General features: G+C 67.9%; 27 protein-coding genes and 1 pseudogene. 12 read left to right on the top strand and 16 right to left on the bottom strand.

From position 1 onward, the window contains the following. Positions 1 to 7 precede the first annotated feature (7 nt). From AB0H00_RS09030 to AB0H00_RS09040, 3 genes are all read right to left on the bottom strand, one after another. Entirely contained in the window at positions 8 to 589 is a 582-nt protein-coding gene (locus AB0H00_RS09030; protein ID WP_357263186.1) for a DUF2771 domain-containing protein, read from the bottom strand. Then, positions 586 to 2,508, bottom strand: coding sequence for an MFS transporter (locus tag AB0H00_RS09035; RefSeq protein WP_357263187.1), 1,923 nt, complete (start codon positions 2,506 to 2,508; stop codon positions 586 to 588). The genes AB0H00_RS09030 and AB0H00_RS09035 overlap by 4 nt, the downstream gene beginning before the upstream one ends. 73 nt (positions 2,509 to 2,581) lie before the next feature. Next, complete coding sequence (locus AB0H00_RS09040) at positions 2,582 to 3,376, bottom strand: glutaminyl-peptide cyclotransferase (RefSeq protein ID WP_357263190.1); 795 nt, start codon at positions 3,374 to 3,376, stop codon at positions 2,582 to 2,584. 17 nt (positions 3,377 to 3,393) lie between these two features. Between AB0H00_RS09040 and AB0H00_RS09045 the strand changes: the two are divergent. After that, positions 3,394 to 4,128 (top strand): annotated as a pseudogene (locus AB0H00_RS09045) (DUF3027 domain-containing protein); the annotation flags it as partial. Between the two features lie 443 nt (positions 4,129 to 4,571). Beyond that, positions 4,572 to 7,514: an ATP-binding protein gene (locus tag AB0H00_RS09050; protein ID WP_357263478.1), complete on the top strand. Its 2,943-nt coding sequence runs from the start codon at positions 4,572 to 4,574 to the stop codon at positions 7,512 to 7,514. 116 nt (positions 7,515 to 7,630) lie between these two features. Here AB0H00_RS09050 and AB0H00_RS09055 read toward each other — a convergent pair whose 3' ends face one another. Next, a complete protein-coding gene (locus AB0H00_RS09055; protein WP_357263192.1) occupies positions 7,631 to 8,248 on the bottom strand; it encodes a TetR/AcrR family transcriptional regulator in 618 nt (205 codons plus the stop codon). Between the two features lie 124 nt (positions 8,249 to 8,372). On the opposite strand from AB0H00_RS09055, the gene AB0H00_RS09060 reads away from it, so the two are divergent. Then, a complete protein-coding gene (locus AB0H00_RS09060) occupies positions 8,373 to 8,504 on the top strand; it encodes a hypothetical protein (RefSeq protein WP_357263195.1) in 132 nt (43 codons plus the stop codon). Between the two features lie 560 nt (positions 8,505 to 9,064). On the opposite strand, the gene AB0H00_RS09065 is transcribed toward AB0H00_RS09060, so the two are convergent. Further along, positions 9,065 to 9,304 (bottom strand): DUF2530 domain-containing protein, encoded by a 240-nt coding sequence (locus AB0H00_RS09065; RefSeq protein ID WP_357263198.1) that lies wholly within the window; start codon positions 9,302 to 9,304, stop codon positions 9,065 to 9,067. Between the two features lie 62 nt (positions 9,305 to 9,366). Here AB0H00_RS09065 and AB0H00_RS09070 point away from each other — a divergent pair, with 62 nt between their 5' ends. Further along, positions 9,367 to 9,804, top strand: coding sequence for a MarR family transcriptional regulator (locus AB0H00_RS09070; protein WP_327112295.1), 438 nt, complete (start codon positions 9,367 to 9,369; stop codon positions 9,802 to 9,804). A gap of 57 nt (positions 9,805 to 9,861) precedes the next feature. On the opposite strand, the gene AB0H00_RS09075 is transcribed toward AB0H00_RS09070, so the two are convergent. The 3 genes from AB0H00_RS09075 to AB0H00_RS09085 form a co-directional block, all read right to left on the bottom strand. Next, the gene (locus AB0H00_RS09075) at positions 9,862 to 10,107 is read right to left on the bottom strand and encodes a hypothetical protein (RefSeq protein WP_357263202.1); all 246 of its coding nucleotides are present in this window, start codon (positions 10,105 to 10,107) and stop codon (positions 9,862 to 9,864) included. A 130-nt stretch (positions 10,108 to 10,237) separates the two neighbouring features. Further along, positions 10,238 to 10,639 carry a YccF domain-containing protein gene (locus AB0H00_RS09080; RefSeq protein ID WP_357263205.1) on the bottom strand — a complete coding sequence of 134 codons (402 nt, stop codon included), beginning with the start codon at positions 10,637 to 10,639 and terminating at the stop codon, positions 10,238 to 10,240. Further along, positions 10,636 to 11,310, bottom strand: a complete 675-nt coding sequence (locus tag AB0H00_RS09085; RefSeq protein ID WP_357263207.1) for a GNAT family N-acetyltransferase — start codon at positions 11,308 to 11,310, stop codon at positions 10,636 to 10,638. Before AB0H00_RS09085 ends, AB0H00_RS09080 begins: the two co-directional genes overlap by 4 nt. 113 nt (positions 11,311 to 11,423) lie before the next feature. On the opposite strand from AB0H00_RS09085, the gene AB0H00_RS09090 reads away from it, so the two are divergent. Together AB0H00_RS09090 and AB0H00_RS09095 are read left to right on the top strand one after the other, a co-directional pair. Next, on the top strand, positions 11,424 to 12,227 hold the full coding sequence (locus AB0H00_RS09090; protein ID WP_357263210.1) for an RNA methyltransferase: 804 nt from the start codon (positions 11,424 to 11,426) through the stop codon (positions 12,225 to 12,227). A gap of 5 nt (positions 12,228 to 12,232) precedes the next feature. Further along, positions 12,233 to 12,511 carry a DUF2537 domain-containing protein gene (locus AB0H00_RS09095; protein ID WP_357263481.1) on the top strand — a complete coding sequence of 93 codons (279 nt, stop codon included), beginning with the start codon at positions 12,233 to 12,235 and terminating at the stop codon, positions 12,509 to 12,511. Positions 12,512 to 12,643: 132 nt separating this feature from the next. Here the strand turns inward: AB0H00_RS09095 and AB0H00_RS09100 are convergent, their stop codons facing one another. The 3 genes from AB0H00_RS09100 to serC all read right to left on the bottom strand — a co-directional run bounded on the left by AB0H00_RS09100 (position 12,644) and on the right by serC (position 16,090). After that, positions 12,644 to 13,396 (bottom strand): hypothetical protein, encoded by a 753-nt coding sequence (locus AB0H00_RS09100; RefSeq protein ID WP_357263213.1) that lies wholly within the window; start codon positions 13,394 to 13,396, stop codon positions 12,644 to 12,646. A 328-nt stretch (positions 13,397 to 13,724) separates the two neighbouring features. Further along, complete coding sequence (sepH, locus tag AB0H00_RS09105) at positions 13,725 to 14,777, bottom strand: septation protein SepH (RefSeq protein WP_357263217.1); 1,053 nt, start codon at positions 14,775 to 14,777, stop codon at positions 13,725 to 13,727. A gap of 188 nt (positions 14,778 to 14,965) precedes the next feature. Further along, positions 14,966 to 16,090 carry a phosphoserine transaminase gene (gene serC, locus AB0H00_RS09110; protein ID WP_357263220.1) on the bottom strand — a complete coding sequence of 375 codons (1,125 nt, stop codon included), beginning with the start codon at positions 16,088 to 16,090 and terminating at the stop codon, positions 14,966 to 14,968. Positions 16,091 to 16,154: 64 nt separating this feature from the next. On the opposite strand from serC, the gene AB0H00_RS09115 reads away from it, so the two are divergent. Continuing rightward, positions 16,155 to 16,799, top strand: a complete 645-nt coding sequence (locus AB0H00_RS09115) for a hypothetical protein (protein ID WP_357263223.1) — start codon at positions 16,155 to 16,157, stop codon at positions 16,797 to 16,799. Here AB0H00_RS09115 and AB0H00_RS09120 read toward each other — a convergent pair. Together AB0H00_RS09120 and AB0H00_RS09125 are read right to left on the bottom strand one after the other, a co-directional pair. After that, positions 16,782 to 17,180, bottom strand: coding sequence for a polysaccharide deacetylase family protein (locus AB0H00_RS09120; RefSeq protein WP_357263226.1), 399 nt, complete (start codon positions 17,178 to 17,180; stop codon positions 16,782 to 16,784). The genes AB0H00_RS09115 and AB0H00_RS09120 overlap by 18 nt on opposite strands. 35 nt (positions 17,181 to 17,215) lie before the next feature. Then, the gene (locus AB0H00_RS09125) at positions 17,216 to 18,364 is read right to left on the bottom strand and encodes a citrate synthase 2 (RefSeq protein ID WP_357263229.1); all 1,149 of its coding nucleotides are present in this window, start codon (positions 18,362 to 18,364) and stop codon (positions 17,216 to 17,218) included. 194 nt (positions 18,365 to 18,558) lie between these two features. On the opposite strand from AB0H00_RS09125, the gene pdxH reads away from it, so the two are divergent. The 5 genes from pdxH to AB0H00_RS09150 all read left to right on the top strand — a co-directional run bounded on the left by pdxH (position 18,559) and on the right by AB0H00_RS09150 (position 22,474). Beyond that, on the top strand, positions 18,559 to 19,215 hold the full coding sequence (pdxH, locus tag AB0H00_RS09130; protein WP_357263484.1) for a pyridoxamine 5'-phosphate oxidase: 657 nt from the start codon (positions 18,559 to 18,561) through the stop codon (positions 19,213 to 19,215). Positions 19,216 to 19,285: 70 nt separating this feature from the next. Then, positions 19,286 to 20,566, top strand: a complete 1,281-nt coding sequence (locus AB0H00_RS09135) for an MFS transporter (protein WP_357263232.1) — start codon at positions 19,286 to 19,288, stop codon at positions 20,564 to 20,566. Then, positions 20,563 to 20,688, top strand: a complete 126-nt coding sequence (locus AB0H00_RS09140) for a hypothetical protein (protein WP_357263235.1) — start codon at positions 20,563 to 20,565, stop codon at positions 20,686 to 20,688. Before AB0H00_RS09135 ends, AB0H00_RS09140 begins: the two co-directional genes overlap by 4 nt. A 69-nt stretch (positions 20,689 to 20,757) precedes the next feature. Next, positions 20,758 to 22,071, top strand: a complete 1,314-nt coding sequence (locus AB0H00_RS09145; protein ID WP_357263238.1) for a citrate synthase — start codon at positions 20,758 to 20,760, stop codon at positions 22,069 to 22,071. 43 nt (positions 22,072 to 22,114) lie between these two features. After that, a complete protein-coding gene (locus tag AB0H00_RS09150) occupies positions 22,115 to 22,474 on the top strand; it encodes an FKBP-type peptidyl-prolyl cis-trans isomerase (RefSeq protein ID WP_357263241.1) in 360 nt (119 codons plus the stop codon). 168 nt (positions 22,475 to 22,642) lie between these two features. Here the strand turns inward: AB0H00_RS09150 and AB0H00_RS09155 are convergent, their stop codons facing one another. From AB0H00_RS09155 to AB0H00_RS09165, 3 genes are all read right to left on the bottom strand, one after another. Beyond that, on the bottom strand, positions 22,643 to 24,049 hold the full coding sequence (locus AB0H00_RS09155) for a HAMP domain-containing sensor histidine kinase (protein WP_357263244.1): 1,407 nt from the start codon (positions 24,047 to 24,049) through the stop codon (positions 22,643 to 22,645). Continuing rightward, positions 24,046 to 24,756, bottom strand: coding sequence for a response regulator transcription factor (locus tag AB0H00_RS09160; protein WP_357263247.1), 711 nt, complete (start codon positions 24,754 to 24,756; stop codon positions 24,046 to 24,048). Before AB0H00_RS09160 ends, AB0H00_RS09155 begins: the two co-directional genes overlap by 4 nt. Before the next feature lie 286 nt (positions 24,757 to 25,042). Next, positions 25,043 to 25,429, bottom strand: coding sequence for a hemophore-related protein (locus AB0H00_RS09165; protein WP_357263249.1), 387 nt, complete (start codon positions 25,427 to 25,429; stop codon positions 25,043 to 25,045). Positions 25,430 to 25,433: the final 4 nt, after the last annotated feature.

Here is a 25,433-nt window from a genome sequence, read left to right on the forward strand (position 1 = left end):
GACTCGGCTACGCGGTGCTGATCGACCAAGCGGCGTGCGGAACGTAGAACTCCTTGCCGGTTTCGTCGCGGGCGAGGATCGGCAGCTGCAGTTCGACGCCGATCAGGCGTAGGTCGGGCTCCGGCATCGAATCGAGGGTCAGCGCAAGGGCTCTGTCGGGGTAGTCGTTACGGCTGATCACCCGATCCACCTTCTCGCCAGTAGGCAGGACGTAGATGAGCTGGGCGAGCCAGGGTGCGTCGGCGATCTTCTTCGGCAGCGACAGCTGTAACGGATAACCAGGGGGCACCTCGAGTTCGACCGTCCTGCCACGGTGGCAATCCGGAGTTTGCTGAGCGCAGGGCAGGGTGGCGAACACCGTGCCCTCCGCATTCCCCTCGGGCAGGATGTGGCAGTCCTGCATGGTCACGGTGCAATAGCTGAACGGCCGGACGGTGACCGTCTTGCCATGCGCGTAGGCGGTGATCGTGACGTCTGGTTCGTCGGCATTGCGGACCAGCACCACCAGCACGCCGACGAAAGCGACGGTGAGCATGAGCAGGGCGGCCGCGACAAGCGCGACGATTGTGCGTGCGTTGGGCTTGCTCACCAGAGGGGGTCTCCTTGCCCTCGTTGGGTCCGTGTGGTGTCGCCGCCGCGGCGTGGCCCGCTCAGGCCGTGCTCGCGGTATGTGCTCGTGGAGTGGCCCGCGGGCCGGGCCGTCGGGACCTCCTGCTCCGCGTGCTGCGGACGGTTGCCACCGAGGCCGGGCAGCAGCGAGTGCCCTCGGAAGCTGACGAAGGTCTGCACGAGGCCGATCACGAGTATCGCGGTGACGACCGCGAATCCCTTCCAATAATCGGTCGGCAGCAGCACGCCCGCCGCGCCGCCGACCACCCAGCTGAGCTGTAAAACCGTCTCGGAGCGGCCGAATCCGGACGCGATCGACTCCGGCGGAAGGTCGTCCTGGATCGCGGCGTCCAGCGACACCTTGGCCAGCGCGCTCGTTCCGGCCGCGATCAACGTGGCCAGTGCCGCGCCGAGCAGGTTGTTCGCGAAGGTCGCGAACAGCGCGACCAATGCGCAGGCCGCGGTGCAGCCGAGCACGATCAGCGACGGCTTGCCGAGCTTGAGCCGGGCACCGGTCGCGTTACCTGTGAAGTTGCCGACGGCCGCTGCCGCGCCGACGACGCCGAGCATGGCGGCCTGCTGCACCGGCCGATGCTCGGTCGCCTTGGCGACGAATGCGACGTAGAAGGTGAGGAACCCGGTCAGCACGCGGATGGCGCTGTTACCCCATAGACCGGTCACCACCGAGCGGCCCAGCGGCTGTCTGCGCTTGCGCGGCGGGACCGCCGATTCCTTCGCGGACGCCAGCACCTGGGTGTGCGCGTCAGGCCCGTGATAGCTCAGCGTCGCCGGGACCTCACCCTCGGTGACCTCGACCCAGGACGGGATGCGCAAACTCAGATATGTTCCCGCGCAAGCGATCAGCATCGCAAAGACCAGCGCCCCGTTGGAACCGGCGATGCTCGCCGCGAGCGCGGCCACCGCCCCCGCGCCGATGGTGCCGCCGACCAAGCCGAACACCGTCAGCCGAGAGTTGGTGCGGACCAGATCGATATCGGGCGGCAGGACGCGCGGCGTCACCGCGCTCTTCAACACCGAGAATGATTTGCTGCCGATCATCATGCACAGCGCGAGCGGATACAGAGCCCAGGTGTCGAACTCGACGATCAGTACGAACGCGATGACCACACGCAGGGCGAACGACGTCGCGAGCGCCAGTCGCCGGCCGCGCTGCAGGCGGTCGAGCATCGGGCCGATCAGCGGAGCGATCACCGCGAACGGCGCGATCGTGATCAGCAGGTACAGCGCGACTTTCGTCTTGCTCTCGGCGGTGGCGCTGGCGAAGAACAGGGTGTTGGCCAGCGCCACCGCGATGGCGGCGTCGAGGGCGAAGTTCGCCATGGTCGCGTAAGTGAGCGCGGTGAGGCCGGACTCGTCCGCGCCATCCGCCTTGGCCGCGCGCTGGAAGGTCGCGATCCCCTTCTCGGTCAGCTGCCTGCCGCGCATGGCGGCGACGCGGGTAACCGTCAGCTTGCGGGGGGCACGCTGGGTGCCGGGCGGAGGCGGGGTCTCGCGCGGTTCCGGCTCGCTCGGGAGCTGCCCAGCGGGTTCGGTGTAGTCCGGTTCGGCGTGGTGCGAGGGTTTCGGGCGGCCCGGAAACACGCGGCGCGGCGTCGGACCGTGCTCGGTGTCACGTCGGCCGCGCAGCAGGCGCCGGGTCTCCGGGTACTCGGAGCCGGGCGGTGTTTCGTGTCGCCGGGTCTCCGCGTCCTGCCGCCGGTCGTCGTACGGAGGCGGGGTGTTGCCCGCGTCCGGTCGGAGCGGTGGCAGTGGCCCGCGCCGCCGCGGCGCGTTGGGTGGCGGATATCGGTCGAAGCCGGGATGCCGTTCGGTCGGCGGATGCCCCTCGCCTTCCCACCGATCACGGTCGGGACCGGGAGGCTCGCGGGGAGTAGTCACGTCGTCAATTCTGTCGTACTTCCGTGCTGGGCGTTCACCCGCGCTCCGTGGCTGTCGACGGAAGGTGCCCGCCCTAGCTACCCGCCGGTTGCGCTCGAGCCGGAGTGAAGCGGACTTCGAACATGGTCGGCCAGTTCTTGCCCGTGACGAGGAACCGGTCGGTGCCGGGCAGCTGGGCGATGCCGTTGAGCGCGTCGGCGTTCGCCCGCGCGTTCGGGGGGAGCAGACCAGCGGCATCGATGGTCGCGAGCACGCGACCGGACTCAGGGTCGATGCGCACGATGGTGTCGGTAGGCCAGTCGTTGGCGTAGACCGAACCGTCCGCCGCGCACTCGAGTTCGTTGAGGCGGGCGTTGTGATGGCTGGTCAGCCGCACCGAGCCGGTCGGTGCGAAGGTGACCGGATCGCGGAAGGTCAGCCGGTCGGTGCCGTCGCTCATCACCAATCGCCCGGTCCTGGTGCACAGACCCCAGCCTTCGCCGTCGTAGGACGCCCTGCCGCGCTCGGTCAGGGTGCCGGGGTCTCTCGCGATAGCGACGTGGTCCTGCCAGGTGAGTTGCCACAGCGTGCCTGCGGCCAGGGCGATGCCCTCGCCGAAGTAGGGGGCGGGCAGCTGCGCGCTGGCGAGCTCATCGCCGGTCGAGAGGTGGGACGCGCGTACGCTCGACGCGCCCGGCAGCCCGGTGCCTTCGTAGAGGACGTCACCATCGATTTCCAGACCCTGGGTGAACGCCTTCGGGTCGTGCGGCCTGGTGTTCACTACCTCGATATTCATCGTGGGTGTCGTGTCCTCGGTGCCGCCGCATCCGCTCACAATGAGCAGACCGAGCAGGGCAACGATGGCCAACGAACGCCTGTTGCGCTCCATACGGCAAAATGTAGGCCGTGAGCGCAGTTTCTGTTTCGGAGTCCGGCGTACGGCCGATCCTGGCTGATGCCGTTGACGTGGCTCGCCGTGCGCTCCTGGAGTTGGAACCAGAAGCGGTCGGCGCACATCTCGGCGTAACCGCCGAGGACGAGAACGCCGCGACCCACCGGTTCGAGGCCACCTTGCCTGGTTATCGCGGGTGGCAGTGGGCGGTTGTGGTGGCGGCCCCGCCGGAGGCGGAGTACGCGACGGTCAACGAGTCGGCGTTGCTGCCAGGGCCCGATGCCCTGGTCGCGCCCGACTTTGTGCCGTGGGAGCAGCGGATCCGGCCCGGTGACCTCGCGCCAGGAGATCTGCTGGCCCCACCCGCCGACGATCCGCGCTTGGTCCCCGGCTATGTCGCGACCGGAGACCCGGTGGTCGACGAGGTCGCCTACGAGGTCGGCCTCGGCCGTACCAAGGTGATGAGTGGGGAGGGTCGTGCAGAGGCCGCCGAGCGCTGGTACGCCGAACACGGGCCCGATTCCGAGATGGCCAGGTCCGCACCGTCTACGTGCGGACTCTGCGGTTTCTACCTGCCACTGGCCGGGTCGCTGCGCGCCGCGTTCGGCGTCTGCGGTAACGCCATGGGCGCCGACGGTCGCGTCGTGCACGTTGCCTATGGCTGCGGTGCCCATTCCGATACGGTGCTTCCCACCGGCGGCGGTTCCCCGCTCTACGAGGCGTATGACGACTCCGCTGTCGAGATGGTCTCGATCGAGTCGCAGCGGGCCCAGCCGGTGACTGGCGCCACCGGGGAGAATTCCCCCGACGCGCCTTCGACAGCTGTCACGCCGTCGACATCCGTGGGGGAAGGTTCCGAGCATGCCGCCGCCGACGTGGGGGTTGGCGATGCGTCCGCTGTCGATGCCGGCGAGGTGGCTGCCGCACGGCCGGATAATGCCGCTGCGGAGCCGTCCGGCCCGGAGCCCGTGGCCGAGCCCCGGAGCGCACGGGCCGGGGAAACGGACGCCGCCGAGCCCGTCACCGCGCCGGAGTCGGCGGCTCCCCAGGCAGCGCCTGGCGAGCCTGCTCCAGAGCAGGGCGTGGCCGGGTCGGAAGAGGCCGATGCGCAGGCTCCCTCGGGCACCGAGCAGGACACCGGTGACGAGTCGGGTTTCCAGGAGCGGCCGGAGTCCCAGTCATCGCCGCGGAGCTGACCGACACCGCCGATCCATTCGGCACATCGGCGCTGCGTGCGGCGGTCCTCGCCGCATGGCGTGATTCGCCGACTCGGTTGCGGGAGGACGCCGCCACCGAAGCCGACCTGGTGCGTGCCGGATATCGCGACCGGCTGCTCACCGAGTTGGCGCAGAACGCCGCCGATGCGGCGGCCAGGGCAGGCGTGGCCGGTCACCTCGTCGTCCGCCTCGCCGGTCGCGATCTGCACATCGGCAATACCGGTGCGCCGCTGGATCTCTCCGGTGTACACGCGCTCACCGCGCTGCGCGCGTCGGGGAAGTCCGATGTCGGCACGGTCGGCAGGTTCGGTGTCGGTTTCACCGCGGTCCTCGCGGTGAGCGAGGACGTCGAGCTGCGTTCCACCACCGGGTCGCTGCGGTTCGCTCGCGATCTGACCCTGGATGCCCTGCGCCACAGCGATATCCGAGTTTCCGCCGCGGACGGGGACGAGTTCGCCCCTCCGGTGCTGCGACTGGCTTGGCCGGTCGAGGCGACCCCGGCGGACGGGCTGGACACGGAAGTCGTGCTGCGCCTGCGTGACGATGTGGACGCCGAAGCGTTACTCGCCGGGATGCAGGAAGAAGCCGTCGACCTGCTGCTGGAACTGCCCCCGCTGCACCGCATCCGGATCGGCGAAGACGAAGTCGTCAGCAGCGCCGAGGATATGGGTGACGGGCTGCACGAGGTGTACGTAGACGGGCCGGGCGGCGAGCAGCGGACGTGGTGGCAGTACCGAGCGTCGCGCGCCCGTTGGCTGCTGCCGGTGCGGAATGGCAAGCCGGTGGCGGCCGCGCCGGATGTGCTGCGGGCGCCGACCAGGTCGGACGAGGAGCTGTCCCTCCCCGCCCTCCTCATCGCCGACATTCCCATGCAGCCGGACCGCCGCAGGTTGCTGCCCGGCGCCCGCCTGGCCCAGTTGGCGGAGGGTTACGCGGATTTCGCCCGCGCGCTTCCGCCCCGCGACCGTCTCGTGCTCGTCCCGGCGCCTGGTTTCGCGCGCAGCGAGGCCGACGGTCTGATCCGCGAAGCTCTGATCCGCGAGCTGCAGACCCAGCCATGGCTGCCTGTCGTAGCCACGCGCCGTCACACTGCGCCTGAAGGCCTGGTCGGAGCCCTTGCGCACCTCGACTCGGTTGCGCGCGAGCCCTATGCCGACGGCTCGCCCGGCGCCACAACCTCGATCGGCGAGCAGACGGCGGGCGTAGCCGCGCCGACCGACGCGCTCGCCGGCGAACGCGATGACGTGTTCGACAGCTCGGCGCAGGTCGCGAACCGCGTCGCGATCCCGACCAGCACGCATGTATTCACTGGCCTCACCGAGGAATTGGCCGCCCTGCTCGTTGACGTGGTCGGCCCGTTGGCGATCCCTGACCTCTCCGGCCGTGTACAAGCGGAAGCCATGAGCGTGCTGGACGTCCACCGTCTCGGTTTGGCGCGCATCGCGGAACTATCGGGCGGCTTGGAGCGACCGCCGACCTGGTGGCGGTCGCTGTACTCCGCGCTGGAACCGTTCGTGGTGGATCCGCTCACGGCCGAAGAGCTGGGCGCGCTGGCGGTTCCGTTGGCCGACGGCAGGCTGGTCACCGGGCCGCGCACGGTGATATCGGACGATCAGCTCGAGGTCGCGATACCGGTGCACTGGGCCAGAGTGGTGCATCCCGAGGCGGCGCACCCGTTGCTCGCTCGGCTCGGCGCGCGATCGGCCACTGCCGAGGATCTGTTGAGCGACCCCGGATTACGCGCCGGCCTGGAGGACAACCCCGCCGAGCCGGACACCGTCGACGCCATCCTTCGCCTTGCCGCGCATGCCGATCCGGCTGCGTTGCCGTCCTGGCTCGGTTCGCTCGAATTACCCGACACCGAAGGCGAATTGCTGCCCGCTGACGAACTGTTGTTGCCCGGGGCTCCGCTGCGGGATCTGCTGGTCTCGGACGCACCGTTCGGTACGCTGGATCCTGATCTGGTCGATCGTTACGGCGCGGAGGCCCTGCGTGCCGTAGGTGTCGGCTGGGATTTCAGCGTGGTCGTCGAGGCCGACCCGACCGGCCCAGACCACGATCTGGACGACGAACCGCACTGGTGGTCGACACTTCTGGACGATCCGCCGGAGCTGGCGGCGGTCCGCGACCTCGACTTGGTGGACGGCGCCGCATGGCCGGAAGCGTTGCGGCAGTTGGCCGCCACACCGCGCACTCGGCGCCTGCTCACGGACGCCAACGGTTACACCGCATGGTGGTTGCGCAGATACGCGCGTATCGACGGCACCCCGCTCGGGCTGCTCCGCCACCCGGCGGACACCCAATTCGTGGGCCTGCTGCCTCCTTTCGTCGACATCGACGCGGACGCCTTCCGCGCCGTACTCGCGAACCCGGATCTGATCACCGAGGACTTGGGTGTCGCGTTACTGGATGCGCTCGCCGACCCGGCAAAAACGCCTGTGCCTGATGTCGTGTCGCGCACGCACGCACGCTTGGCTGCCGCCGTCGCCGCGGATCGGCTCGACCTCACCGACCTCCCACCACCCGATCGCGTGCGCGCTCTCTCGGGCGCCGTGATCGATTCTGGCGACGCGTTCGTTCTCGACCAGCCGTGGTTCGGCCTGGCAGTGCCGTCGGACCAGCTGGTGGTGGGCGATACCGACACCGCCTCGGCCCTGGCCACTCTGCTGGATCTGCCGCTGGTCTCCGAGTCCGTCACCGCCGAGGTGGTCGGCGCGGGTCGCCGCACGATCTGGGCGGCGGAGCCGTTGGGAGTCGTTCTGCGCCAACTGTTGACCCTGACCGAGCCGGAGGGCGAGCTGATCTTGCACGACGACCTGCTGGTGCGGTTGAGCGGCGCGATCGAGGCCACGGTCTCCGTACCTCTGTGGTGTATCGGCTCGACCGTCCACGTCCGCGCGCCGCGGTCGCAGAGCTGAACTCAGGGGTCTATTGGGCGGGGCTGCCTCACCTTCGCTCGGCCCGGCGCGTAAGCGGCGACCTCGAGCCTCCGCGCGGCCCGCATGAGCTGCCGGCGGACTTTATCCGGCTGCGCCTATTCCGCCGCGTACCCCGTGATCATTTCACTCAGCAGGTCCAGCTGCACGCGCACGCTTTCGCTGTCGTTGTCCACCAGCCAACGAAGCACGAGGCCGTCGATCACGTTGAGCGTGAAGCGGCTCAGCGTCTGCACCGGGACGGACCACTGATTCCCGGTCGCGTCGCGCGCATGTTCCAGGATGTCGGCCACGGTGGAATCGTTGAAGTTGTACTGTTCGCGCGCGATCGCGATTTTTGCGGGGGTTTGTTCCCCTTCGCGTAGTGCGTAAGTGGTTGTTTCGTATGTGAGCAACTGCCGTTCCGGGGTGGCTTCGATGTTGAGCCACATGAGTTCCAGTCCGGAACGGATCAATTTTTGAAGAGCTTCTTTTCCACTTCCGACTTCTTGCCACACTGTTTCGTTTGCGTCGACCGAATCGCGTAATTCCATCGACAACGCTTTGACCAGCTCGGTCATCAGCGCGTCCTTGTTTTCGAAACAGTAATGCACCACACCGAGCGACACGCCCGCAGCCTGAGCGACATCACGTGTGGTCACGCCCGCAACGCCCTTTTTTTCGGCAAGGCCGATCGCGGCCTCGATAAGGTGGGCCCGTCGTTCTTCAACGCTCAATCGGGAGGACACCCAAGCGAGTTAAGCGCGCGCGGCGCGTGCAGTCAATTCGCGGGTCGGAAATTCTCAACTGGACGAGTGACCAGTTATGTGGCCGCTGCATCAGAACCGAAGGGAGGCCGGTATGCCGGTGTCGCGCGGACCAGTCCTGGCCCAGAGCGTGATCGGTTCGGCGGCGCTCGCCACCGCGCGTGCCCGGGACAACCAGCGCGCTCGGCGTCCGACCGGCGCCACACCCGATTCCGGCAGCTACTAGCCATATCGACAAGGCCGACATCGCGGTGGGTGGACGGTTTCACCCCGGACTGCCACACCGCGCCTGCCACGGCGGGCGTTTCCCTGATGGCGGGCAGCATCGTGGACGATCCCGGCTTGCCCGGCGCCTCATTCCGGAAGGTGTGGGCGTCCCGTTCCACGGATCGCTCGGCGATGCCGGCCCGGCCGCACCGGCCTGGCCGGTCGACGCGCAGACGCCCGAGGCGATCGCGGTGCCACTCGGCCTGCTGCCCCGGCGGGGCGTCGAATGTGCTGCCTATCCGACTCGTTCGTATCGGTGGATCTGTATTCGGCCGCTGCGGGCGGCGAATTCACCATCGCCTCGGGTCTGCGGATTCGCCGCGAGGTTGCCGCAGTGCTGAACATTCCGCCGGGGCAAGTGCGCACGCAGGATTATGCGAACGCTGCCACCAATATGTCACCACCCCAGAGGAATACGACTCGCAGCACTACGCGGATAGCCCTGCCCTGGACGGCATATCGCACCCGTCCACCGGGACCCCGGACGAATTCGAAGTGGCTCGAGCGCGACCCGGATGGCTACAGCCCCGTCTGCGCACCCTTGTCGCCGCGCCGCGCGCCGCGCCGCTGGATCAGGAAGATGCCGAGCGCGAGGACACCGACCACCAGTCCCATGAGGCAGACCGGCCGCGCCGGCTCCCATCGGTCACCCCCCGCCCACGCCACCGCCGTGGCGATCAACCACAGCGTGCTGCCGACCGCGAGCACGGGGCGCGGATCGGTCAGGCGCGGCGGAATCTGCGGGACTTTCTGTGTCACGGGCCCAGCCTAGCGGCGGGAACCCACGTCCGGCCGATACCGGTCCCGTATCGTTTGCCACTGTGACAACGCCATCGGATGTTCGAGCCCTTGCCGGTGAACTCTCGCTGGCGGTCGTTCGACTGACGCGACATCTGCGCGGCCGCCGTGCCGACTCCCAGATATCGCTGACCCAGCTCTCGGCCCTCGCCACCCTCGCGCGCGACGGCGCGATGACGCCGGGTGCGCTTGCCGCGAAGGAGCGTGTTCAGCCGCCGTCGATGACCCGCGTCATCGCCTCCTTGACCGATCTGGACCTGGTGGAGCGCAAGCCGCATCCGACAGATGGCCGTCAGATCATCGTCTCGTTGTCTCCCGCGGGCCGCGCGCTCATCGCCGATGAAACCAGCGCGCGCGAGGCGTGGATGACCGAGCAGCTCACCACGCTCACCGACGAGCAGCTCGTGGTGCTCACCCGCGCCGTGGCGATCATGAAGCAGATCGTCTCGGAATCCGAGTAACGGCCACGGCGGCAAGAGGATTCGCGCTTCGCGCTCGGGCGGAACCACTGCACCGGCTCAGTGTCCCGTTCTGCCGAGCCGGACGATGGTGTCGGCGCCCCACCACAATAGGCGGCCCGTGATCGACAGGTAGAGGACGAACGCCAGATAGACCAGCATGGCGCCGTAGTCGTCGGCCCAGTCCGGCAGGTGGTTCAGTTGGGTGCCCGCGGCGACTAGCAGCAGCAGCCCGAGCGCGATTGCGATCGGTGCGAGGGGCGCGGTGCCTGGTTCGTCGGCAGGTCGAGCGGGGCGGTTGGTCATAGCGGCGCTCTCCTGGCGTGGTCGGCTCGGAGCCGAATCGGAGCGAGGGAGATGCCACCGATGTCGGCTACCCTTTAGCTACCTTTCGTGCGAAGGGTTCGTTCCGTTAACTCAAGTGTGACTTATATCACTATGGAGTAGTGAATGGTCGATCGCTGTCTACGATCTCGCGCCCGAGTGGGAACAGGGAGAGCGGAATGAGCTTGAGATTGGCCCAACCGAACGGTATGCCGATAATCGAGACGAACAGCGGGATGCTGGTGAACAGATGGCCGAGTGCCAGCCACCATCCGGCCACGATGAACCAGATAATGTTGCCGATCAGTGAGCCCGTCCCCGCGCCCGGCTTCTCCACCGTAGTCCGGCCGAACGGCCACAATACGTAGACCGCGATCCGGAAGGACGCGATTCCGAACGGGATCGTGATGATCAGAATGAAGCAGATGATCCCCGCCGCGATGTAGCCGAGCGCAAGCCAGAATCCGGCGAAGATCAACCAGAGGATGTTGAGAACCAGCTGAATCGGCTTCATGCCACCAGCATGCCAGCCCCACGCCGATTCAGACATATCTTCCCTCCCCGCGACGGCGCTCTAGAAGAACCAGCCGAGCACCGCGTCTCGCTCCGCGCGGAAGGCGTCGTCCATCGCGTGCAGCCGGGCACCATCCTGCGCCACCGGTCGTAGATTGCCTCCGCCGCGGCGCGCGCCTCGCTCGGCTCGCACAGTGTGACCCCACCTGGATCCGGTACGCAGGGCAGGAATTCGGCGAACCGGCGATCGATGCCGACCGCGTTCTCCCGCGTCGCCGGGCCGTAGCCGAACCGGCCGTAGATGCCTCCCTCACTGGCGGTGAACATGGTCAGCGGCAGACCGGCTGCCTCGATGCGCCGGTGCTGCTCGGTGTACATGGCCCGGAGGATGCCGCGGCGCCGATGTGTGGGTGCCACTTCGACACCGGCGATACCGCATACCTCGACGGTCCGTTCGCCAGGTACGGTCACCGTCATCGTGGTGGACTGCACGTGCCCGACGAGCCGCCCGCGCTCGACCGCCACGATTGCCTGCTCCTGCGGGAACAGTCGCGGTACCCGCTCCAGCTCCGCCGGGTCGTAGCGGGTCCCGAAGGAAGTCTCCACCAGCGTCCGGATCGCGGCTGGGCCGTCCTCGGTCGCGGACAGGATGGTGATTTCCGGGAGGGTCATGCCTCGACCATTCCACGGTTGATCACGAGCATGCACCAGATTTTCCCGTGTCTCGCGACGCCGGAGCGAACACCGGCGACGGCGCGGCAGGACCGCCCCGGCAGGATGTAGCAGTGGCCGAAGTGATCGATATCGATGATCCCGCCGACCCCCGGGTCGATGACTTCCGCGACCTCAAATCCGCCGACCGCAGACCTGACCTACCCGGGCGCAAGGGATTGGTGATCGCCGAGGGTGTCGTGGTGGTCCAGCGGATGTTGGATTCGCGGTTCGCGCCGGCCGCGCTGCTCGGCGTGGAGCGCAGGCGCGCCGAACTCGCCGACGACTTGGCCGCCGTCGATGTGCCGTACTATCGCGCCTCAGCTGAGGTCATGGCCGAGGTCGTCGGGTTCCATCTCAATCGCGGAGTGCTTGCCGTGGCGCCACGTCCCGCCGAACTCGGCATGGACGAGGTGACTGAGCAAGCGCGGACCGTCGTCGTGCTCGAGGGCGTGAACGACCACGAGAATCTCGGCGCGATGTTCCGCAACGCGGCCGGCCTCGGGGCGGAGGCCGTCCTGTTCGGTGACCGGTGTGCCGATCCGCTGTACCGCCGTGCCGTCCGGGTGTCGATGGGGCATGTGCTCCGGGTTCCCTTCGCGTCCGTGCCGGATTGGCCGCGCGGCCTGGATATACTGCGGCGCAAGGGATTCCAGATCATCGCGCTGACACCGAATCCTGCGGCGGTGAACTTGGCGACAGCAATGAACGGGGATCGGGTGGCGTTGTTGCTAGGGGCCGAGGGGCCGGGACTGACCGAGGAGGCTATGCGAGCCACCGATATCCGTGCGCGCATCCCGATGTCACCCGGCACCGATTCGCTCAACATCGCGACCGCGGCGGCGATGGCCTTCTACGAGCGGGTGAGGATCTCGTGACCAGTATGAACCGGCCGTACCCGTCCTACCATGACCCGACACCGTGGGGAGCGGGGCTGACCGTCGCCATCATGGTGGCGTTGCTGTCCGCGGTCGCCGTGTTCGCCTTCGGCGCCGCGCTGGCCGAGGTGCACCCGCTCCTCGCGGTCGTGGTGAATCTGGTCGCGGTCGGTGGCGTGGCGCCGACGGCGTGGCGGTTGCGTCGCGCCCCGGTGACCCGATGGGTGCTCGGCGGCGGCGCCGCAGGAGTGCTACTCGGATGGGTCACGCTACTACTGAGCTAGCGGCTTGATGGACGCAGGCCGGACGAAAGTCTGCTCGCAGCCTGCGGTCGGGCCGAGCGGAGGTGGTGGCCGCATATGCGCCGGGCCGAGCGAAGGCGAGGTGGCCGCCTAGGAGACAGCGCGCCCCGCGGTCTAGGAGACGCGGTCGTGCCCGCGCAGCCAGCCGAACAGGCCGCGCCTGTGTGGTGTTGCCTCCCGTTTGTCGGACCGCGGAATCCGCGCACCCCGGTTGGGTGCCTGGCCCTTCGGGTACAGCGTGAATCCGCACACCGCGATGTCGCCCGGCATCAGCGCGCTGTCCGCGGCTGGTGTCCGGTAGTGGAAGCCGAGCCATTCGTTATTGGCGGCGTCGGCGAAATCGGGGGGGTCGAACGGCAGCGCCTGTGGGTCGGGTAGTTCGCCCGCGTGCCAGCGCACCGGGTGTTCGCCCGCCCAGTACGGCCGCTCCCATACCAGCGGAAGGCCCTCGTCCTCCAGGATGTTCACCCGGGTCGAGCTGAACGCCCGGCGGAACTCCCCGCGCTCCCAATGCGCGAACGCGCCCCAGCCGTGTGCCGCGTCGAAGGACACCAGATAGGTGTGCTCGGAGGCCAACGGGCGCACCAGTAACTCCGGGATATCGGTCGGGCGAACGCGCGCGGCCTGGGTCGAGCACACCACGGTCACGCCGGGGTAGCAGCCGATGTACACCTCGTCGACCTCCGGGCCCGCGCAGCCGGCCAGTGTGCCGACCATGATCGGCAACACGTCGAGGTCGCTGTGCAACTGCTTCGCGAGTGCGAGCGCGGCCGCGGGGTCCGGGTCGTGGTTCGCGCGGAGAACCGCCAACGGATCGGGTGTGTCGATGTACCAGAGGGACGAAGCTTTCGATAGCAATTCCGGCACCTCCCGATGGTTGCACGAATCAGCTAGCAAACTTCAAGCAACGCACGGTGGTGTCCAACGGTTCACCGCTTGTGTGAACTGCTCGACGCCGACGTACGACGCCGACCACACCTAAAATCTACCTGCCGAGTGCCCGTCTTCGGGGACCTTCCGCTCACGAACACGTCAGCGAGCACCGGAACTCCTGTCCGATTACGGATTCAGCAACTTCGACGGCGTTGCAGGCAAACATCAACGGCGGCCGGGCGCCGAATTCGACGCCAGGGCGCGGCAGTGCTGGGCTTTCTCATCAGGTTGCCCGCCCGAAACAGCAGAGCGGCAGACGAACTCAGTTACCCGAGCTACGAACCCCGAGCAGCACGTCCTCCCAGGACGGCATGGGGGCCTTGCCGCGCTTGCTGCGGCTCGGCTTCGGGGGGGCCTTGGCGGCAGGCTTCGCGGGCTCCTCCACGGCGGGAGCCGTCGACGCGGTGGGAACGGGCGGAGCCGTGTCCGCGGTGGCGTCGGAGGTCGTCGCGGCCGCAGCGCCGTTGGTGGATGCCGCACTACCGGCGGTGGGGGTCCCGGTGCTCGACGCGGCCGGTGGTGCGCTGGTGCCCGCCGTGACCGCGGCGCCGCTGCCACCAGCGGCGACCGCGCGCTGTTCGAAGTACTCGTCCAAGCTGGACTGGCCCTGCTGCCGGCTGGCGCGCGCGGGCGGCGTGGCCGGGGCGGGGCGGGGCGGGGCGACCGGCTCAGGCTGTGGCGCAGGCGGCTCCGGCTCGGCCGGCAGGATCGTCGCCAGTCCACGGAGGGCACGACCGAAATCCGGATCGATCAGGTCGGAGGCCGGGTCATCGAGCGGGGAGACCGAACCGCCGTGCGCGTCCGGCTGGTAACGCCAGTGCGCGGCGATCTCGGAACGCCCGTTCTGCCATTGCAATTGGGCGACCCAGTAGCCCTTCTCGTCCTTCCAGGCGTCCCACGCGGCGCCCTCGATGTTGTGACCGCGCTCGGTGAACGCGGCGGTGACCACATCGATGAGCGTTTCCACGGCGGGGCCGTCGGGGCGGACCGGATGCGCCTTCTGTGCGAGTTCGGCGGCACGAGCCCGTTCGAGGAGGACCGGATAAGCGAACCGGTCGACGCGGCTGGCCGGCATTCCGGATTCTTCGGTGACTTGTTCTACAGAGGCGCCGGCGCGGATACGGGCCTGGATATCGCGGGGACGCATAGTTGCTTCCATTTCGATCTCAATCTGGCCGAATCGGGCAAGGTCTCCGCGCGCAGCGGCTCGTAGTTTGTCATCGGCGGGAAGCCGGAACTTCTGACCGGACTCGGTGTCGATACACACGATGTGCGTGGCGTCGGGCGTCACCCCGATCACTCGAAGTTCACGCACCGTTACCTCCTTATCGCGTCGACTCGCGACACCGCCCACTTTCCGAAACAGTAGTGCAGATCTGAGATTCATGGGGCAGGACACGCGGCACGGAAATCTCCGAAGAGGCTCCCGCACCCCGCTAATCTGCTCTGTTCGACGTTCCGCGCCTTACTTCGCGGCGTGTCTAATCCGGGCGTGTCGCGCCGTCAGTCGAGATTCTGGACGACCCAGTCGATGGAACGGGTCAGCTGGCTGACGTCCTCGGGATCGATTGCCGGGAACATGCCGACGCGCAGCTGGTTGCGCCCCAGCTTACGGTAGGGCTCGGTGTCCACGATGCCGTTGGCGCGCAGCACCTTCGCCACGGCGGCCGCGTCGACCGAGTCGGCGAAGTCGATGGTGCCTACCACCTGCGAACGGTGCGCCGGGTCGGTGACGTACGGAGTGGCGTACTCGCTCGACTCGGCCCAGGAGTACAACCGCGACGAGGAGTCCAGCGTCCGCTTGACCGCCCAGTCCAGACCGCCGTTGGCGTTGAGCCACTCGATCTGGTCGGCGAACAGCAGCAGGGTGCCCAGCGCCGGGGTGTTGTAGGTCTGATCCTTGGTGCTGTTGTCGATCGCGATCGGCAGCGAGAGGAACTCCGGTGTCCAGCGGCCCGATGCCTTGATCTCCTGCACCCTGGTCAGCGCGGCCGGGCTCATCAGCGCGACCCACAGGCCGCCGTCGGAGGCGAAGCACTTCTGCGGTGCGAAGTAGTAGACGTCGGCGTCGGTGATGGTCACTGGGAGGCCACCCGCGCCGGAGGTGGCGTCGATGGCGATCAGCGCGTTCTCCGAACCCGCGGGCCGCTGCACCGGGATCGAGACACCGGTGGAGGTCTCGTTGTGCGCCCAGCCGATCAGGTCCACCGACGGGTCCGACACCGGCTCCGGCGCACTACCCGGATCGGCCGAGACTACGATCGGGTCGCCGATGAACGGGTTGCCCTTGGCCACCGCGGCGAACTTCGAGCTGAACTCGCCATTGGTCAGGTGCAACGAGCGCTCCCGGATCAGGCCGAACGCCGCGGCGTCCCAGAACGCGGTGGTGCCGCCGTTGCCGAGCACCACCTCATAGCCGTCGGGCAGGCCGAACAGTTCGCGCAGACCCGAGCGCACCCGCGCCACCACGTCCTTCACCGGCTTCTGCCGATGCGAGGTTCCGAACACCGAGGCGCCGACCTTCACCAGGGACTGCAACTGCTCCGGACGCACTTTGGAGGGGCCACAACCGAACCGTCCGTCGGCGGGCTTGATGTCGTCGGGAATGGTCGGGAACGCAGTGGTCATGCGGTACAGGGTAGACGGTGGTATTGCTGTGTCGCTGACCACACTCCAGCTAACCTAAGTGTCCATGAGCATGGTGTCGGCTAACTCGGGGTGGCGACTGCGTGGGCGGGCGGCGTGGAGTTTCGGACTACGCTTCGCGACGGTCTCGGACGCGGTGAGGCGTGAGTTGCTGATTCGCGGTAGGACGGGTTCGGCGACGATCCTCGGCGTGCGGCCGCGGCGCACCGAACCAGGGCACGTGTTCTGGGTTCGGGTAGAGCTGGACGGGGAATTTCCCTACGAGACCAGGGTGCGGCAGCACGCGACGGAGGCGGACCTGGAATGGATGCAGCCGGGCGACGTGGTGTGCTGCCGGGTGGACCCCAACGACCGCGCCCGCTTGCTGCTGTATGTGCCCGCCATCGAGGTGTCGGGGCGGGCCAGTATCGCGAAGATCCTCGCCGACGGCCGCCGCGCCGATGCCACGGTGCTTGCCGCCGCGCCGGTCGCCGCCGACTACACCGGCCGTGACGACCCGGTGCTGCGCCTCGACCTGGAACTGCGTGCCTGGGACGAGCCGAAGCCGTGGCGGGTCCGGCTCGTGCAGCCGGTGCCGCTCGGCTCCCTCGGTCTCGTCGACCTCGGTCAGCACCTGGAGGTCGCCTTCTTCACAGTGGACCGAGGCGAATCCGTCGCCGTCGACTGGGTCGCCTCACTCGGCGACGAATGATCTCGAGTACTCGGGCCACTGTCTACAAGTGGACGAACCAGCGTGGTCAGCTGGTCGTGATCGGCCCACTTGGTCGGCCGCCTCCCATACCGAGCCGGTGTCCGCGATGCCGTAGGCGACGCGACCGGTCACCCAGAGCGGTTTGTGCGCGACGCCGTTATCGGCCAGCTCGAACACTGGATTCAACGCCAGCTGCGCTGCCCGCGCCGGGTTCGCGTCGATCCACCGCTTGTTGGAGAACAGCGTCGCCGGAATCCGCTGAGCGATAAGAAAACCCACCAGCGATTCGTCGATGTCGTTGTTGCCCGGCCTGCCGCACGAGTCGAAGGTCAGTGCCAAGTGCCTGTCGGTGGCCTGAGCCGAACGTGGGCGGCGGAACACGTCTCCGGCGCGCGATCATGCTGTACGGAAATCGCCTACGTGTGCGAGACCGAGGCCCAGCCCGAGACCTCCTCGGGCTTGCGCGGACCCGGCCCGGTGTAGATGGCGGCGGGGCGGACCAGCTTGCCCAGCTGCTTCTGCTCCAGGATGTGCGCGCACCAGCCAGCGGTGCGGCCACAGGTGAACATGGCGGGCATCATGTGCGCGGGCACCTCGGCGAAGTCCAGGATCACGGCGGCCCAGAACTCGACGTTGGTCTCGATGGCGCGGTCCGGACGCCGCTCGCGCAGCTCGGCGAGCGCGGCCTGCTCCAGTGCGGCGGCGACCTCGTAACGCGGAGCGGCGAGGCGCTTCGCGGTAGCCCGGAGCACACCGGCGCGCGGGTCCTGGGCGCGGTAGACCCGGTGACCGAAGCCCATCAGCTTCTCCTTGCGGTCCAGGATGTCCTTGACCAGGGCGCGTGCGTCGCCGCTCTTCTCGACCTCTTCGATCATCGGCAGGACGCGTGCGGGCGCGCCGCCGTGCAGCGGGCCGGACATGGCGCCGATCGCGCCGGACAGCGCGGCGGCCACGTCGGCGCCGGTGGAAGCGATCACGCGGGCGGTGAAAGTGGAGGCGTTCATCCCGTGCTCGGCGGCGGACACCCAGTAGGCGTCGATGGCCTCGGTGTGGCGCGGGTCCGGGTCACCCTTCCAGCGGGTCATGAAGCGCTCGGTGACCGTGGTGCACTCATCGATCGTCTTCTGTGGGACCGCGGGCTGGTAGATACCGCGCGCGGACTGCGCCACGTACGAGAGCGCCATCACCGAGGCGCGCGCCAGGTCCTCCCGCGCGGTCTCGTCGTCGATGTCCAGCAGCGGCTGGTAGCCCCAGATCGGGGCGAGCATGGCCAGGCCGGCTTGCACGTCCACGCGCACATCGCCGGTGTGCACCGGCAGTGGGAAAGGCTCGGCGGGCGGCAGGCCTCGGCCGAACGATCCGTCGACCAGCAGCGCCCACACGTCTCCGAAGGTCACTCGGCCTTCGACCAAGTCCTCGATATCCACACCGCGGTAGCGCAGCGCACCACCGTCCTTGTCCGGTTCGGCGATGTCGGTGGTGAACGCCACCACGCCCTCCAGGCCGCTGACGAAATCGCTGGGTACGGTGGCCTGTCCACCGGAAACCGCGGGGCTGGTGGTCATGTTGCGACTCTCCTTGCACTTCGGGTCATATGTTCTCGCCGATGGGAAGTTGTCGGACTTGACGAGTACATGCCGATAACCAAAACCTTAGCTCGCTGCTACCCCGGAGTAACGTCTGGCCCATGCGTGACCTGGACAATTCACCCCGCGGCCAGGAAACGGCCGACTTCCTGCCGAGCGCCGATCTCGCCGCCATGCGCACCGAGTACGGCGGTGTGCCCTACGGCAGCGGCGAGGACGTCGACCTGGACGAGAACTGGCTGGCCGGGGGCTGGGAGCCGCTTCTGCGCCACTGGATCGAACAGGCCACCGCGGTCGGTATCGCCGAGCCCAATGCCATGGTGCTCGCCACGGTGTCGCTGGTCGGCGGTACACCACGACCGGTTGCGCGGACGGTGCTGTGCAAAGGGCTTTCGCCCGAAGGCGTGACTTTCTACACCAACTACGACTCGGCCAAGGGCACCCAACTGGCCGCCGTCCCGTTCGCCGCGGTCACCTTCGTGTGGCCCGCGCTGGGCAGGCAGGTGCACCTGCGCGGGGCGGTCGAGCGGGTGCCGGCGGAGACGACGGCGGTCTACTGGCAATCTCGGCCGAGGGACTCGCAGCTGGGCGCGTGGGCCTCGCAGCAGTCCAAGCCGATCGGTTCCCGGGCCGAGCTGGACCGAACGCTCGCCGAGGCGACCGCGCGATTTGCCGACATCGACGAGATCCCGGTGCCACCGCACTGGGGCGGTTTCTTGCTACGACCCGACGAGGTCGAGTTCTGGCAGGGGCGGCGCGGCCGACTGCACAACCGGATCCAGGTGCGCATCACGGACGAGACGATGACAATCGAGCGATTGCAGCCCTGACGCATCCCCGCTCGGCGCGTGAACATTGTCGGGTCGAGCCGGGCCGGGCCGACTCGCTACGCTGCGGCCGGTGAAACTGCTCGCAGACACCACCCCGCTGCGCCATCCGGATTTTCGACGTCTGTGGGCCTCGGGAGTCGTCACCACGATCGGCGCGCAGCTGTCTGTCGTCGCGGTGCCGCAGCAGATCTTCCAGATCACCGGTAGTTCCGGCTATGTCGGCCTGGCCGGATTGTTCGGCCTCGCACCGCTGATCGTGTTCGGCCTTTGGGGCGGCGCGCTCGCCGACGTGCTGGACCGGCGCACGCTGATGCTGATCACCAACGCCGGCACCGGCCTCACCGCCCTGGCCTTCTGGATCCAGGCGGCCACCGGGGTGGACAACGTGTGGGTGGTGCTCGGCCTGTTCGCGGTGCAGCAGGCTTTCTTCGCGGTGAACCAGCCCACGCGCAGCGCGACAATCCCACGCCTGCTGCCGGAAGACCAACTGGCCGCCGCGAATTCACTGAGCATGACGGTCATGCAGTTCGGCGCGATCGCGGGACCGGTGCTGGCGGGCGCGCTGATCCCGCTGGTCGGGCTGGCTACGCTCTACCTGATCGACGCCGTAGCGCTGCTCGCCACACTCTGGGCGGTCTGGCGGCTGCCCGCGCTGCCGCCCACCGGGTCGGTGCGCAAGGCCGGATTCCGGGCGGTGCTGGCCGGTTTCGGCTATTTGGCGACCCAGCGGGTGCTCCTCGCGTCGTTCGCGGTGGATGTGATCGCCATGGTCTTCGGCATGCCTCGTGCGCTGTTTCCGCAGATCGCGCACGAGACCTTCGGTGACCCGGCCACCGGCGGCGTCGCCCTCGGGTTGCTGTTCGCCTCCATGTCGGTAGGCGCGGTGCTCGGCGGAGTGTTCTCCGGCTGGATTCCGCGCATCCGCCGCCAGGGTCTCGCCGTGATCGTCTGCATCGTGCTGTGGGGCCTGGCCATGGTCGGGTTCGGCATGGCCGTCGGATACGCCGGACATGGTCTCGGCCTCCGCGTCGGGTTGTGGATCGCGCTGGCGTGCTCGGCCTTCGGTGGTGCGGTGGACATGGTCTCGGCCGCGCTTCGGGTCACCATGTTGCAGACGGTCGCCACCGATGATCTGCGTGGGCGGCTGCAAGGAGTGTTCATCGTTGTCGTGGCGGGCGGGCCGCGCATCGGTGATGTTGCCCACGGTTTCGCGGCAGCAAGCGTGGGTACTGCTGTAGCCGCGGCCGGAGGAGGTGTGCTCGTGGTGGTCGGCGTGCTCGTCGCGGCCGTCGCCTTCCCCGCGTTCACGCGTTACCGTGTCGGCCGCTTCCATGCCGAAATACCAGCATGACCAGCACCGCGACGCTGGACGACGACGACCGGACGCACCTGCGAAACCTCACCGCTCCAGGACGTGTTCGTGAGGCGCCGCAGGACTACCCTCCGTATTTGTCCGTGTCGGTGAACAGCTAGCGTTGGGGCAAGCGCATCGTGTGCCGACCGCGCCGGTGCCTGTGGTTCTAGCCTGAGAGGGATCCTTCCGTGCCCGCTGAGAACATCATCAACGTCGACGACGACGCCAAGCCGGTCCTTTCCTATCCCGGCGGGGAATTCCCGATGACGGTCACCAAGGCCGCCGAAGGCAACGACGGAATCGAGCTGGGAAAGCTGCTGGCCAGCACCGGGTATGTGACGTACGACCCGGGCTTCATGAACACGGCACCCACGAAGTCGGCCATCACCTACATCGACGGCGAGGCGGGGATCCTGCGCTACCGCGGCTACCCCATCGACCAGCTTGCGGCGTCCTCGACCTTCATCGAGGTCAGCTACCTGCTGATCTACGGCGAGCTGCCCACGCAGGCCCAGCTCGAGGACTTTACCGACCGGATCCGTCGGCACACGCTGCTGCACGAGGACCTCAAGCGCTTCTTCGACGGCTTTCCGCGCAACGCGCACCCTATGCCCGTGCTGTCGTCCGCGGTGAACGCGCTGTCGGCCTACTACCAGGACTCGCTGGACCCGCGCGACCCCGAGCAGGTCGAGCTATCCACCATCCGACTACTAGCCAAGCTACCCACCATCGCCGCCTACTCGTACAAGAAGTCGGTCGGCCAGCCGTTCCTGTACCCGGACAACTCGCTGAGCCTGGTGGAGAACTTCCTGCGGATGACCTTCGGCTTCCCCGCCGAGCCTTATGAGGTCGACCCCGAGATCGCCGCAGCCCTGGACATGCTGCTCATCCTGCACGCCGACCACGAGCAGAACTGCTCCACCTCGACCGTCCGCCTGGTCGGCTCGTCCGACGCCAACTTGTTCACCTCGGTGTCCGGCGGCATCAACGCGCTGTGGGGCCCGCTGCACGGCGGCGCGAACCAGGCTGTGCTGGAGATGCTCGACGGCATCAAGGCCAACGGCAGCGATGTCAAGGAGTTCATCCGCAAGGTCAAGAACAAGGAAGACGGCGTGAAGCTCATGGGCTTCGGGCACCGCGTCTACCGCAACTACGACCCGCGCGCCTCGATCGCCAAAAAGCACGCCGACGCCATCCTGAGCAAGCTGGGCGGCGCCGACGAGCTGTTCGATATCGCCCAGGCCCTGGAAGAGGCCGCGCTGACCGACGACTACTTCATCGAGCGGCGTCTGTACCCGAACGTCGACTTCTACACCGGCGTCATCTACAAGGCGATGGGCTTCCCGACCCGTATGTTCACCGTGCTTTTCGCGATGGGCCGGCTCCCCGGCTGGATCGCGCACTGGCGCGAAATGCACAGCGAGCCTCTGAAGATCGGCCGTCCGCGGCAGATCTACACCGGCTACGGCGCCCGCGACTACGGCGAGATCGCCAGCCGTTGACGAGTTCCCACCCACCCACCCACCTATCGAAGGGGATAGCTGAATGACCAAACCGGAGATCGAGTTCCAGGAGGGGCCCGCGCCCACCGAGCTGGTGATCAAGGACATCATCGAAGGCGAGGGCAAGGAAGCCGTGCCCGGCGGCACCGTCGAGGTGCACTACGTCGGCGTCGAATTCGAATCCGGCGAGGAGTTCGACTCCTCGTGGAACAGAGGCGAGTCCATCACCTTCCCGCTGCGCGGCCTGATCCAGGGCTGGCAGGACGGCATCCCGGGCATGAAGGTCGGCGGCCGTCGTCAGCTGACCATCCCGCCGGAGCTTGCCTACGGACCGGCCGGTGCAGGCCACCGCCTGTCCGGCAAGACGCTCGTCTTCGTGATCGACCTGCTGAACGCTCAGTAATTCTTGGCAGCGCCTGTGGCGCTGCGTGTCCGCGGCCCCTTGATGGCTCGTATCCGAGCGGATGCGAGCCGGGCCGCGAACGAGCAATGCTCGGTCTCGCTTCGCTCTGAAGTGGGGATGAGGCCGATGTGGTCGCCGCGTTGGGCGGCCGGCGGGATCGGCTGTCAATCAAACACGGTCAGGGAGTACGAGGACCAGGCGGACGCCGCCGAGGGTGCCGTCGTCGAAATAGGCGCGGCCGCCGTGTAATTGGGCCTGTTGCGCGACCAGGGCGAGGCCGAGTCCGGAGCCGCCTTTGCTTGCCTGGCTGCCGCGGAAGAAGCGGTTGAAGACGGCTTCGCGCTCCTCGGGTGGGATGCCACGCCCGTTGTCGTCGATGGTGATGACGATGTGGCTGTTGGCCGCACGGTGCGCGGAGACGAGGGCTTCGGTGGCCCCGCCGTGCTTCACCGAGTTCGCCAGGGCGTTGTCCACGGCAAGGCGTAGCCCGGCGGGCAGCCCGCGGGTCACCAGCTCGGCGTCGGAGTCGATGTGCACTGTGAGGCCGGAGAAGTGCCGCATGGCGTCATGCGCTGCTTGGTCGCACAGGTCCCCCACATCGGTGGCGACGTGGTCGTGCTCGTTGGTCAGGTCGCCGGTCGCCAGCCGCTCCAGTGCTGTGAGCGTCGTCTCTACTCGGCCCTGGCTATGTTGCAGGTCACCGAGGATCTCCGCGCGCTGTGCCTCGTCCAGATCGAGGGTGCGCAGCACCTCGAGGTCGGTGCGCATCGCGGTGAGCGGGGTGCGCAGTTCGTGTGCCGACACGGCGGCGAAGTCACGCGCGGTCTCCAGCGCGGCCGCAGTCTCCGCCTGCGCCTGGTCCACGCGCTGCAGCATCGTGTTCACCGCGTCGGCCAGCTTCTCTGCCTCGCGCACGCCCGAGCCTTCCACGGGTGCCTGGGGATTGCGCGGGTCGGGGAACGCGCTGCGTGCGCCGACCTGCCGGGTGAGCCGGACGATCGGGCGTACCGCTGCGCCCGCAAGCAGCCAGCCGAGCGCCGCTGCGGCGGCGATGGCCAGCAGGGCGCCGCCGAGGACCCAGCGCTGCTGCTCGGAGGTAGCCTCGGCCGCGCCCGCGGCGGGTATGCCGAGCGAAACCACTCGTCCCGCAGGCTGAATCTCCGTCGTGGTCAGGATTCGGTACGGGGTGCCGCCCACTGTGGTGGTGCGCGAACCGGTAGGCAGCGCGGGCAATTCGGTAGTGGTGCTCGCCGTGATCGCGCCTTTGTCGCGGACAGTGACGGCCATGTCGTTGTTCAGCCCGGTCACGCTGATGAAGTTGACCGCGATGACCGGCTCGATCAGCACGATGCGCGCCGCGATGGCGAGCTGTTGGTCGGACTGCTGCACGTTGTTGCGCTCGATGGCGCGGATGCTGAGCAGGCTGATCAGCGTCACAATGACGATCGCGCCTGCCGCCGCGGCACCCGCTACCCTGGTGCGCAGCGAAAACGAACGCCGTCGATGGTTTTTCGGCGGCGCGGCGAACGTGCCCGGTGCCGCCTCTCGAGCCGGGTGAAGCGCGGGCTCGGTCATTTCGACGCTCGAAGGACGAACCCGACACCGCGGATCGTGTGCAGCAGTCGGGGTGTGCCGTCCACCTCCAGTTTGCGGCGCAGGTACCCGACGAAGACGTCGATCACATTGGTGTCGGCCGCGAAGTCGTAACCCCACACCAGTTCCAGCAGCCGTTCGCGGCTCAGCACCACGCCGACGTTCCTGGCCAGCGTGGCCAGCAGCTCGAATTCTCTTTTGGTGAGCTCGATCTCGTGACCGTGCAGCAATGCGCGGTAGCCGGCGACGTCCACCTCGAGCGCACCGATGGTGATCGCGCCAGGGGTTGCCGGAGCAGGAGTGTCCGACCGCCTGCGCAGCAGCGCCCGGATTCGCGCCACCAGCTCCGCCAACACGAACGGTTTGATCAGATAGTCGTCGGCGCCGGACTCCAGCCCGGAGATGCGGTCATCCACCGACGCGCGGGCACTGAGCACACAGATCGGCACCTCATTGCCCATCGCGCGCAGTGCGGTGACCACGCCCGCGCCGTCGAGCACGGGCATGTTCATGTCCAGCACGACGGCGTCCGGCGCGTGTTCGTTCACGCTGCGCAGGGCCTGCGCGCCATCCCTGGCCATCAGCACGTGGAAACCGGACAGCCGCAGTCCGCGTTCGACCGACGCGAGCACGTCCTCGTCGTCGTCGACGACGAGGACGGTCGGGATCGAAGTTGTCACGTCATCCATTGTGCCGCCACTTGGAGAAGGTATCGGTTAGGTGACCTGCTGATTTCGTCGGCACATGCAGGAAGGCCACACCGCTGGTCGCTCCAGACGCAGGACCTGAACAGAATCCCGCTGCTCGACTGGTACGGCACGCCACGTAACTACTGATTTCGTAAGAACATGGGTAACTCACCGAGTACGCCCGGAACTCGAGTGGCACCGAACGTAGGACCTGAACGAAAATCCCGCGTCACCCGACTAGTACGGCCTAAAGACCCGGAGAAGCGGGGGAGCGAGGCGGAACAGCTCAATAGCTGTGGCAGGATTCGGCCACGACACGGAAGGTGTCGCGCAACTGCGCGGTCCGCGGATCATTCTCCGCGTCACGTGCGGCCTCCGGGTTCGCGTCGATGGTCCGCCGCAACTCCGCCCGCCGCTGCTCGACCGGCTGATCGAACTTGCGCTGCAGCTCGGCCTTCTGCGTCGGGTTGGCATCGAGCATCGCCGCCAGCTGCGGTGCCTTCGCGTGCAGCGCGGCGTCGACTTGGGCGAAGGAACAGGTGGAATCCAGCAGTGGTGCGGCCAGCTCCATCGGATCGGCGGCCGCGATCGCGGGACTGAGGAACAACGCAACCGTGGCGAATCCGCCTGCGGCGAGTGCGGTGACGGCGGGACGGCCTACGGAAAGCTTCATGGAT

Source organism: Nocardia sp. NPDC023852 (genome assembly GCF_040639505.1).
In the GTDB taxonomy this organism is placed as follows: Bacteria; Actinomycetota; Actinomycetes; order Mycobacteriales; family Mycobacteriaceae; genus Nocardia.

Coding starts and splice junctions, on each gene's coding strand:
- AB0H00_RS09040 (WP_357263190.1), bottom strand. CDS start 3,376: ATGGAGCGCAACAGGCGTTCGTTGGCCATCGTTGCCCTGCTCGGTCTG.
- AB0H00_RS09060 (WP_357263195.1), top strand. CDS start 8,373: ATGCCGGTGTCGCGCGGACCAGTCCTGGCCCAGAGCGTGATCGGTTCG.
- AB0H00_RS09075 (WP_357263202.1), bottom strand. CDS start 10,107: ATGACCAACCGCCCCGCTCGACCTGCCGACGAACCAGGCACCGCGCCC.
- AB0H00_RS09080 (WP_357263205.1), bottom strand. CDS start 10,639: ATGAAGCCGATTCAGCTGGTTCTCAACATCCTCTGGTTGATCTTCGCC.
- AB0H00_RS09085 (WP_357263207.1), bottom strand. CDS start 11,310: ATGACCCTCCCGGAAATCACCATCCTGTCCGCGACCGAGGACGGCCCA.
- AB0H00_RS09095 (WP_357263481.1), top strand. CDS start 12,233: ATGAACCGGCCGTACCCGTCCTACCATGACCCGACACCGTGGGGAGCG.
- serC (WP_357263220.1), bottom strand. CDS start 16,090: ATGACCACTGCGTTCCCGACCATTCCCGACGACATCAAGCCCGCCGAC.
- AB0H00_RS09115 (WP_357263223.1), top strand. CDS start 16,155: ATGAGCATGGTGTCGGCTAACTCGGGGTGGCGACTGCGTGGGCGGGCG.
- AB0H00_RS09125 (WP_357263229.1), bottom strand. CDS start 18,364: ATGACCACCAGCCCCGCGGTTTCCGGTGGACAGGCCACCGTACCCAGC.
- pdxH (WP_357263484.1), top strand. CDS start 18,559: ATGCGCACCGAGTACGGCGGTGTGCCCTACGGCAGCGGCGAGGACGTC.
- AB0H00_RS09140 (WP_357263235.1), top strand. CDS start 20,563: ATGACCAGCACCGCGACGCTGGACGACGACGACCGGACGCACCTGCGA.
- AB0H00_RS09150 (WP_357263241.1), top strand. CDS start 22,115: ATGACCAAACCGGAGATCGAGTTCCAGGAGGGGCCCGCGCCCACCGAG.
- AB0H00_RS09155 (WP_357263244.1), bottom strand. CDS start 24,049: ATGACCGAGCCCGCGCTTCACCCGGCTCGAGAGGCGGCACCGGGCACG.
- AB0H00_RS09160 (WP_357263247.1), bottom strand. CDS start 24,756: ATGGATGACGTGACAACTTCGATCCCGACCGTCCTCGTCGTCGACGAC.
- AB0H00_RS09165 (WP_357263249.1), bottom strand. CDS start 25,429: ATGAAGCTTTCCGTAGGCCGTCCCGCCGTCACCGCACTCGCCGCAGGC.